The following is a 7,167-nucleotide window of genomic DNA, read 5'->3' on the forward strand; positions in this document are numbered from 1 at the left end:
CTCCCTCAGCGCCGCGCCCGCGGATGAGCCGTCGTGTAGACCTCCCTCAGCGAGTCCGCGGTCACCAGCGTGTAGATCTGCGTCGTCGCCACGGAGGCGTGCCCCAGCAGCTCCTGCACCACTCGCACATCCGCCCCGCCCGCGAGCAGATGCGTCGCGAAGGAGTGCCGGAACGTGTGCGGCGAGATCTCGCGGTCGAGCCCCGCCTTCTCGGCGACCGCGCGGATGACGAGCCACGCGCTCTGCCGCGACAGCCGACTCCCGCGGACTCCGAGGAACAGCGCCGGAGTGGCGCGACCGCGCCGCGACAGCTCAGGCCGCGCGCGCACCAGGTAGTCGTCCACGGCCTCGCGCGCGAAGCGGCCGAGCGGCACCATCCGCTGCTTCGAGCCCTTGCCCGTCAACCGCACCACCTCGGCGTCGAAGACGTCGTCGACGTTGAGGTCGACGGCCTCCGAGATGCGGGCGCCGGTGGCGTAGAGCAGTTCGAGCAGCGCGCGATCGCGGAGGTCGGCGAGTTCCTCGCCTCGTGCCGCCTCGAGCAGCGCGGCCATCTGCTCGACCGTGATCGCCTTCGGCAGCGTCATCGCCAGCTTGGGCGGCACGACGTCGTGCGCCACATCGTCGGCGACGATGCCTTCCTCGAGGGCGAACCGGTGCAGTCCGCGCACGCTCGAGAGGATCCGCGCCCGCGACGAGGCCGCCAGCGGCCGCTCGGTGCGGGCGGCGAGCCAGGAGGCGAAGGCGCCCACATCCGCCCGGCGCAGCTGCGCCAGATCGTCGACACCCTGCTCACCCAGCCAGCCGAGGTACAGCTCGAGGTCCCGGCGGTAGGCCGCGATCGTGTGGGCCGACAGCCCGCGCTCGACGCTCGACTGCCGGAGGAACGCGTCGGCGCAGGCCCGCGGAGTCACCCCCGGCGCGCCCGCGGGTGCCGCGTCCACGGCGAGGAGGCGTCGCCGAGCCCGTCCCAGCCGCGCGCGCGGAAGGCGTGGGCGGCCAACACCGCGATGGTCAGCGACGGGTTCTGCACCCGGCGCTCGAGCACGGCGTCGACGGCGTCGTCGAGGTCGACCCAGCGCAGCTCCATGTCGGCCTCCTCCGCCTCGCGCGCGAAGACGGAGTCGGTCGCCGAGAGATCGCGCGCCAGGTAGATGCGGATCGCCTCGTCGCTGCCCCCGGGGGAGGTCGCGAACTCCGACAGCAGATCCCAGCGGCCGGCCTGCAGGTCGGTCTCCTCGGCCAGCTCCCGCTGGGCGGCGAGGAGGGCGTCCTCCCCCTCGATGTCGAGGAGCCCCGCGGGGATCTCCCACTCGCGGGAGCGGACGGGGTGGCGGTACTGCTTGATCAGCGCGACACGATCGTGCTCGTCGAGGGCGAGGACCGCGACCGCGCCGGTGTGGTCGAGGAACTCGCGGCGCAGCACGCCGTCGCCGTAGCGGAACGTCTCGGCGCGGACACCCCAGACCATCCCGTCGAAGACGCGCTCACTGGTGAGGATCTCGGGATCGACCAGCTCGTCGGCCAGCGGCTCAGACATCGGCGCCGGCCTCCGAGGCCGGGAACAGGCGCGTCGACTCCTGGCGCTCGAGCGCCGCCGTCACGAGGCCCGTGAAGAGCGGGTGCGCGTTGTTCGGCCGCGAGCGCAGCTCCGGGTGCGCCTGGGTGCCCACGTAGTAGGGGTGCTTGTCGCGCGGCAGCTCGACGTACTCGACGAGCTTCCCGTCGGGGGACGTCCCCGAGAACCACAGTCCGGCCTCGGCGATGCGGTCGCGGTAGCGGTTGTTCACCTCGTAGCGGTGACGGTGGCGCTCGGCCGCCTGCGGGGCCCCGTACACCTCCGCGACGATCGATCCCTCGGCGAGATCGGCCGTGTAGAGGCCGAGGCGCATCGTGCCGCCCATGTCTCCGGAGGCGAGGATCTCGACCTGCTCGGCCATCGTCGCGATGACGGGGAACTCGGTCTCCGGATCGAACTCCGACGACGAGGCTCCCTCGAGCCCCGCCTCGTGGCGCGCGTACTCGATCACCATGCACTGCAGGCCGAGGCACAGCCCGAGCGTCGGGACGCCGTTCTCGCGCGCGAAGCGCAGCGCACCGAGCTTGCCCTCGATGCCGCGGATGCCGAATCCGCCGGGTACGCAGATGCCGTCGAGCTCCGAGAGCGCCTTCGCGGCCGCCTCCGGGTCCTCGAGACCGTCCGACGCGATCCAGCGGATCGCGACCTTCGTCTGCTGGGCGAACCCGCCGGCACGCAGCGCCTCGGTCACCGAGAGGTAGGCATCGGGCAGGTCGATGTACTTGCCGACCAGGCCGATGGTCACCTCGTGCTTGGGCTCGTGCACGGCCTCGAGCAGCTTCGACCAGCCGTCCCAGACGACCTCGCCGGCAGGCAGCCCGAGCTGGTCGATGATGTACGAGTCGAGGCCCTGCTCGTTGAGCATCTCGGGGATCTCGTAGATGGAGGCGACGTCCTTCGCGTTCACGACCGCCTGCTCGTCGACATCGCACATCAGCGCGATCTTGCGCTTGTTCGACTCCGAGACGGGGCGGTCGCTGCGCAGCACGAGTGCGTCGGGCTGGATGCCGATCGAGCGCAGCGCGGCGACCGAGTGCTGCGTCGGCTTGGTCTTCTGCTCGCCCGAGGCGCCCATGAACGGCACCAGCGAGACGTGCACGAAGAACACGTTGCGGCGGCCCAGCTCGTGGCGGACCTGGCGGGCCGACTCGATGAACGGCTGGCTCTCGATGTCGCCCACCGTGCCGCCGATCTCGGTGATGATCACGTCGGGCTGCGGGTCGTCCTCGGCCTGGAGGCGCATGCGGCGCTTGATCTCGTCGGTGATGTGCGGGATGACCTGCACCGTGTCGCCGAGGTACTCGCCTGCACGCTCGCGGGCGATGACGCGCGAGTAGATCTGCCCGGTCGTGACGTTCGCCGCCTGGTTGAGGTTGATGTCGAGGAATCGCTCGTAGTGGCCGATGTCGAGGTCGGTCTCGGCGCCGTCGTCGGTCACGAAGACCTCGCCGTGCTGGAACGGGTTCATCGTTCCGGGATCGACGTTGAGATACGGGTCGAGCTTCTGCATGACGACGCGCAGTCCGCGCGCGGTGAGCAGGTTGCCGAGGCTGGCAGCCGTGAGCCCCTTGCCGAGCGACGAGACGACGCCACCGGTGACGAAGATGTGCTTCGTGACCTTCGCCGCACCGGTGTCAGAAGCACCGGAGGCATGACGAGGAGAAGAGGAAGGGCCCGAGTTCGAAATGTCCACCACGGGCTTCCACCCTAACAGCGAATCGCGGGCACCTCGCCGGCACCCCTCGAATCAGCGCGGCCGACTCGTCTCGAGCAGCTCCCGAGCGTGCGCCAGCGCGTTCTCCGAATCGGCGAGCCCCGACAGGAGGCGCGCCATCTCGGACACGCGCTCCTCGGCCACCAGCTGGGTCACCGCGCTCGAGGTGACGGAGCCGTCGGAGCCCTTCTCGACGCGCAGGTGGTTCGTCGCGAAGGCGGCGACCTGGGCGAGGTGGGTGACCACGATCACCTGCGAGGTCTCGGCGAGCCGTGCGAGGCGCCTCCCGATCTCGATCGCCGCCGCTCCGCCGACGCCGGCGTCCACCTCGTCGAACACGAAGGTCGGCACCGGGTCGTTGGCGGCGACGACGACTTCGATCGCGAGCATCACCCGCGACAGCTCTCCTCCGGAGGCGCCGCGCGCGAGCGGCCGCGGCGTGGCTCCGGTATGCGGCTGGAGCAGCATCTCGACCGCGTCCCGACCGTGGGCGGAGGGCTCGCTCGTGCTCGTCACCTGCACCCGGAGGCGCGCGTCGGCCATCGCGAGCGCGGTCAGCTCGTCGCTCACCCGTTCCCCCAGCTCCAGCGCCGCGGCCGTCCGCAGCTCCGTGAGCCGATCGGCCAGTCGCTCGACCAGGTCGGCGTCGGCCGCGGTGTCCGCTTCGAGCGCCGAGATCCGCTCGTCGTCGCCGTCGAGCTCGAGCAGGCGCAGTCCGGAGGAGTCGACCAGGTCGAGCACGTCCTCGAGCGTCGGTCCGTAGGTCCGTGCGAGAGCCGACAGCTCGGCACGCCGGTTCTCGATCAGCTCGAGGTCGTGCGCACCATCGAGATCCAGCTCGGCCAGGTACGACGAGAGACCGCCCGCGGCGTCGACGAGCAGCACTCCGGCCTCGTCGAGGGTCTGGACGGTGGGGAGCAGCGCGGCGTCGTGCTCGGCGGCGCGCTCGAGGATCCGGCGCGCGGCGTCGAGCAGCCCGACCGCGTCGCGGCCGTCGAGCTCCTCCGACGAGATCGCCTCGCGGGCCTCGCCCGCCGAGAGGCGCAACTGCTCGATGCTGCCGAGCCGTTCCGACTGCGCTGCGAGCTCGGTGTCCTCTCCTCGCTGAGGCGCCACGACCTCGATCTCGGCCAGGGCGTTCCGGAGGCGCTCCGCCTCGCGGGCACGCGCCTCGCGCGCCGTCGTCAGCTCGTCCAGCTCCTCACGGTTCGCGCGCCAGCGCTCGAACGCACCCGCGTAGTCGCGCAGCGCCTCCGCCAGCTCCTGACCGCCGAAGCGGTCGAGCGCGTCGCGCTGAGCGGCCGCCGACCGGAGCCGGATCTGATCGGACTGCCCGTGCACGACGACCAGCTGGTCAGCGAGCTCGCTCAGCACGCTGACGGGAGCACTGCGCCCGCCGACCACCGCGCGTCCGCGGCCCTCGGCCGACACGGAGCGGGCGAGCAGAAGCTCCGGACCGTCGAGGTCACCCCCGGCGTCGCGAACACGATCGGCCACGGCGCCGTCCTCGGGGACGAGCCAGCGGCCCGACACCCAGGCCTGAGCGCTTCCCGCTCTCACGGCGGAGGCGTCGGACCGCGCACCGAGCACGAGTCCCAGCGCGGTCACGACCATGGTCTTGCCGGCGCCCGTCTCCCCCGTCACCGCAGTGAAGCCGGGACCGAGCGGAAGCGTCGCCTCGGCGATCACGCCGAGGTCTCGGATCTGCAGCTCTTCGAGCATCGCGCTACTCCGTCTCGGCCGACCCCCGCCATCCGCGGATGGGGAGACCGAACTTGTGCACGAGGCGATCGGTGAACGGCGCATCGTGAAGGCGGGCGAATCGCACGGGCTCGGGCGATCGGCGGAAGACGACCCGGGCTCCCGGCGGGAGCTCGTACGTCCGCCGGCCGTCGGCCCAGAGCACTCCGACACCATCGGTCCGCTCCTTCACCTCCACCGCGAGACTGGACTCGGGCCCGACCACGAGCGGGCGCGCGAACAGCGCGTGAGCACTGAGCGGCACCAGGAGCATCGCCTCGAGCGTCGGCCAGACCACCGGCCCTCCGCCCGAGAACGCGTAGGCGGTCGATCCGGTCGGAGTGGACACCACGATCCCGTCGCAGCCGAAGCTCGAGAGCGGCCGGCCGTCGACACCGACCATGACCTCGAGCATCCGCTCGCGGCTGCCCTTCTCGACGGTGGCCTCGTTCAGGGCCCAGGTCTCGTAGACGACGACGTCGTCGATCTTCACGCGGACCTGCAGCGCCAGTCGCTCCTCGACGCGGTAGTCGCCGTCGAGAGCACGGGCGACGGCATCGTCGAGGTCGTCGCGCTCGCTCTCGGCGAGGAAGCCGACATGACCGAGATTCACGCCGAGCAGCGGTGCCGTGCCGGAGCGCGCGATCTCGGCGGCGCGCAGGATCGTGCCGTCCCCGCCGAGCACGAACACCAGCTCGACCGAGGCGAGCTGGGCGTCGACGCCCAGCACGGCGACATCCGCCAACTCCGGAGAGGCGGCGACGATGTCGCCCTTGTCGTCCGCACAGAGCACCGGGTGCGCACCGGAGTCACGCAGCCGGCGGACCACGAGGACCGCGGCATCGAGGGAGTCCGCCCGACCGGTGTGGGCGACGACGAGGATGTGGCGCTCGTCAGGAGGGGACTGCATCGAGAGAGTGTCCTTCGGTACTGGACGACGCGGATGCGTCGACGGCGGCGGACACGGTCGCGTCATCCGGTGGTGAGCGCGGTGACCGCGTCCCTCCATTCTGTCGGAATCGCTCCGCGGTCGCGGTGGAGGTGCGCGAGATACTCGTGATTCCCAGCGCCTCCCAGCAGTGGCGAGGCGGCGAGACCGACGACACCGAGCCCCGCGTCCCACGCCGACCACAGCACGTCCGACAGCGCTTCCCGGCGCAGTTCGGGGTCGCGGACGATGCCCTCCTTGATGCCCGTCCGTCCTACCTCGAACTGCGGCTTGATCAGCACGACGAAGTCCGCTTCCGGCGAGACGGACGAGACGACCGCCGGCAGGATCATCGCGAGCGAGATGAACGAGACGTCCGCCACCACCAGGTTCGGAGCCGCAGCCGATCCGGACGCGGACACCAGCGACTCCGCGGTCATGTCGCGCGCGTTGAATCCCTCGACCACGTGAACGCGATCGTCCGATCTGATCCGCGGCGCGAGTTGAGCGTGCCCGACATCCAGAGCGATGACGGAGGCGGCGCCGCGCTCCAGGAGCACCTGCGAGAAGCCGCCGGTTGACGCTCCCACATCGAGGGCGTGCGCACCGGAGACACGTACCGTCGGAAAGCTCTCGAGAGCGCCGAGCAGCTTGTGGGCCGCCCTGCTCACGTAGTGATCGAGTCCGGCCACGGCGACCTCCTGGTCGGCTCGCACGCGCAGGGACGCCTTCGACACGGGAGCACCATCGACGGTGACGAGACCGTCGGCGATCAGGCGCGCGGCATGAGTGCGGGAGCGCGCGATCCCCCGCTCTGCGAGAGCCGTATCGAGGCGCACGTCGTCGGGATCAGTCATCGTGGTGAGTCCCCGCCTTCGAGGCGTGTGCGGAGGCGCTCCTGCAGCTCCGCGTAGGACGCCGCCCTGGTCGGAAGCGGCTGGTCCTCGATCGATTCGAGGCGATCGACGAGTCCGTCGATCGAGGCAGCCGGAGTCTCGTGCTCAGTCGTCATGGCTCATCACCTCTCGCGAAGCGCCTCTGCACCGGTCCTCGCGTACTCGTCATCGAGTACGAAGTGGATCGGAGCGAAGTGCGGGTTAAACAGCGATGGCCACCCATTTCTGGGTGGCCATCGTGAATGGTGTCCGGCGGTGTCCTACTCTCCCACAGGGTCCCCCCTGCAGTACCATCGGCGCTGAGAGTCTT

The 7,167-nt window shown here is 70.9% G+C and carries 7 protein-coding genes; all 7 read right to left on the minus strand.

Annotated elements, in window-relative coordinates:
- Positions 1–5 precede the first annotated feature (5 nt).
- The 7 genes from xerD to ASG06_RS20270 all read right to left on the minus strand — a co-directional run bounded on the left by xerD (position 6) and on the right by ASG06_RS20270 (position 6,973).
- On the minus strand, positions 6–944 hold the full coding sequence (gene xerD / locus ASG06_RS14235) for a site-specific tyrosine recombinase XerD (protein ID WP_231727750.1): 939 nt from the start codon (positions 942–944) through the stop codon (positions 6–8).
- Entirely contained in the window at positions 911–1,540 is a 630-nt protein-coding gene (locus ASG06_RS14240; protein WP_056043468.1) for an NUDIX domain-containing protein, read from the minus strand. Before ASG06_RS14240 ends, xerD begins: the two co-directional genes overlap by 34 nt.
- Positions 1,533–3,275, minus strand: coding sequence for a CTP synthase (locus tag ASG06_RS14245; protein WP_056043470.1), 1,743 nt, complete (start codon positions 3,273–3,275; stop codon positions 1,533–1,535). The genes ASG06_RS14240 and ASG06_RS14245 overlap by 8 nt, the downstream gene beginning before the upstream one ends.
- 51 nt (positions 3,276–3,326) lie before the next feature.
- Positions 3,327–5,015, minus strand: a complete 1,689-nt coding sequence (gene recN, locus ASG06_RS14250; protein ID WP_056043473.1) for a DNA repair protein RecN — start codon at positions 5,013–5,015, stop codon at positions 3,327–3,329.
- Positions 5,016–5,019: 4 nt separating this feature from the next.
- Positions 5,020–5,943 carry an NAD kinase gene (locus ASG06_RS14255; RefSeq protein ID WP_056043476.1) on the minus strand — a complete coding sequence of 308 codons (924 nt, stop codon included), beginning with the start codon at positions 5,941–5,943 and terminating at the stop codon, positions 5,020–5,022.
- A 62-nt stretch (positions 5,944–6,005) separates the two neighbouring features.
- A complete protein-coding gene (locus ASG06_RS14260; protein ID WP_056043479.1) occupies positions 6,006–6,818 on the minus strand; it encodes a TlyA family RNA methyltransferase in 813 nt (270 codons plus the stop codon).
- On the minus strand, positions 6,815–6,973 hold the full coding sequence (locus tag ASG06_RS20270; RefSeq protein ID WP_197409426.1) for a hypothetical protein: 159 nt from the start codon (positions 6,971–6,973) through the stop codon (positions 6,815–6,817). The genes ASG06_RS14260 and ASG06_RS20270 overlap by 4 nt, the downstream gene beginning before the upstream one ends.
- Positions 6,974–7,167 lie beyond the last annotated feature (194 nt).

The sequence above is a fragment of the Rathayibacter sp. Leaf185 genome (genome assembly GCF_001423885.1).
In the GTDB taxonomy this organism is placed as follows: domain Bacteria; phylum Actinomycetota; class Actinomycetes; order Actinomycetales; family Microbacteriaceae; genus Rathayibacter.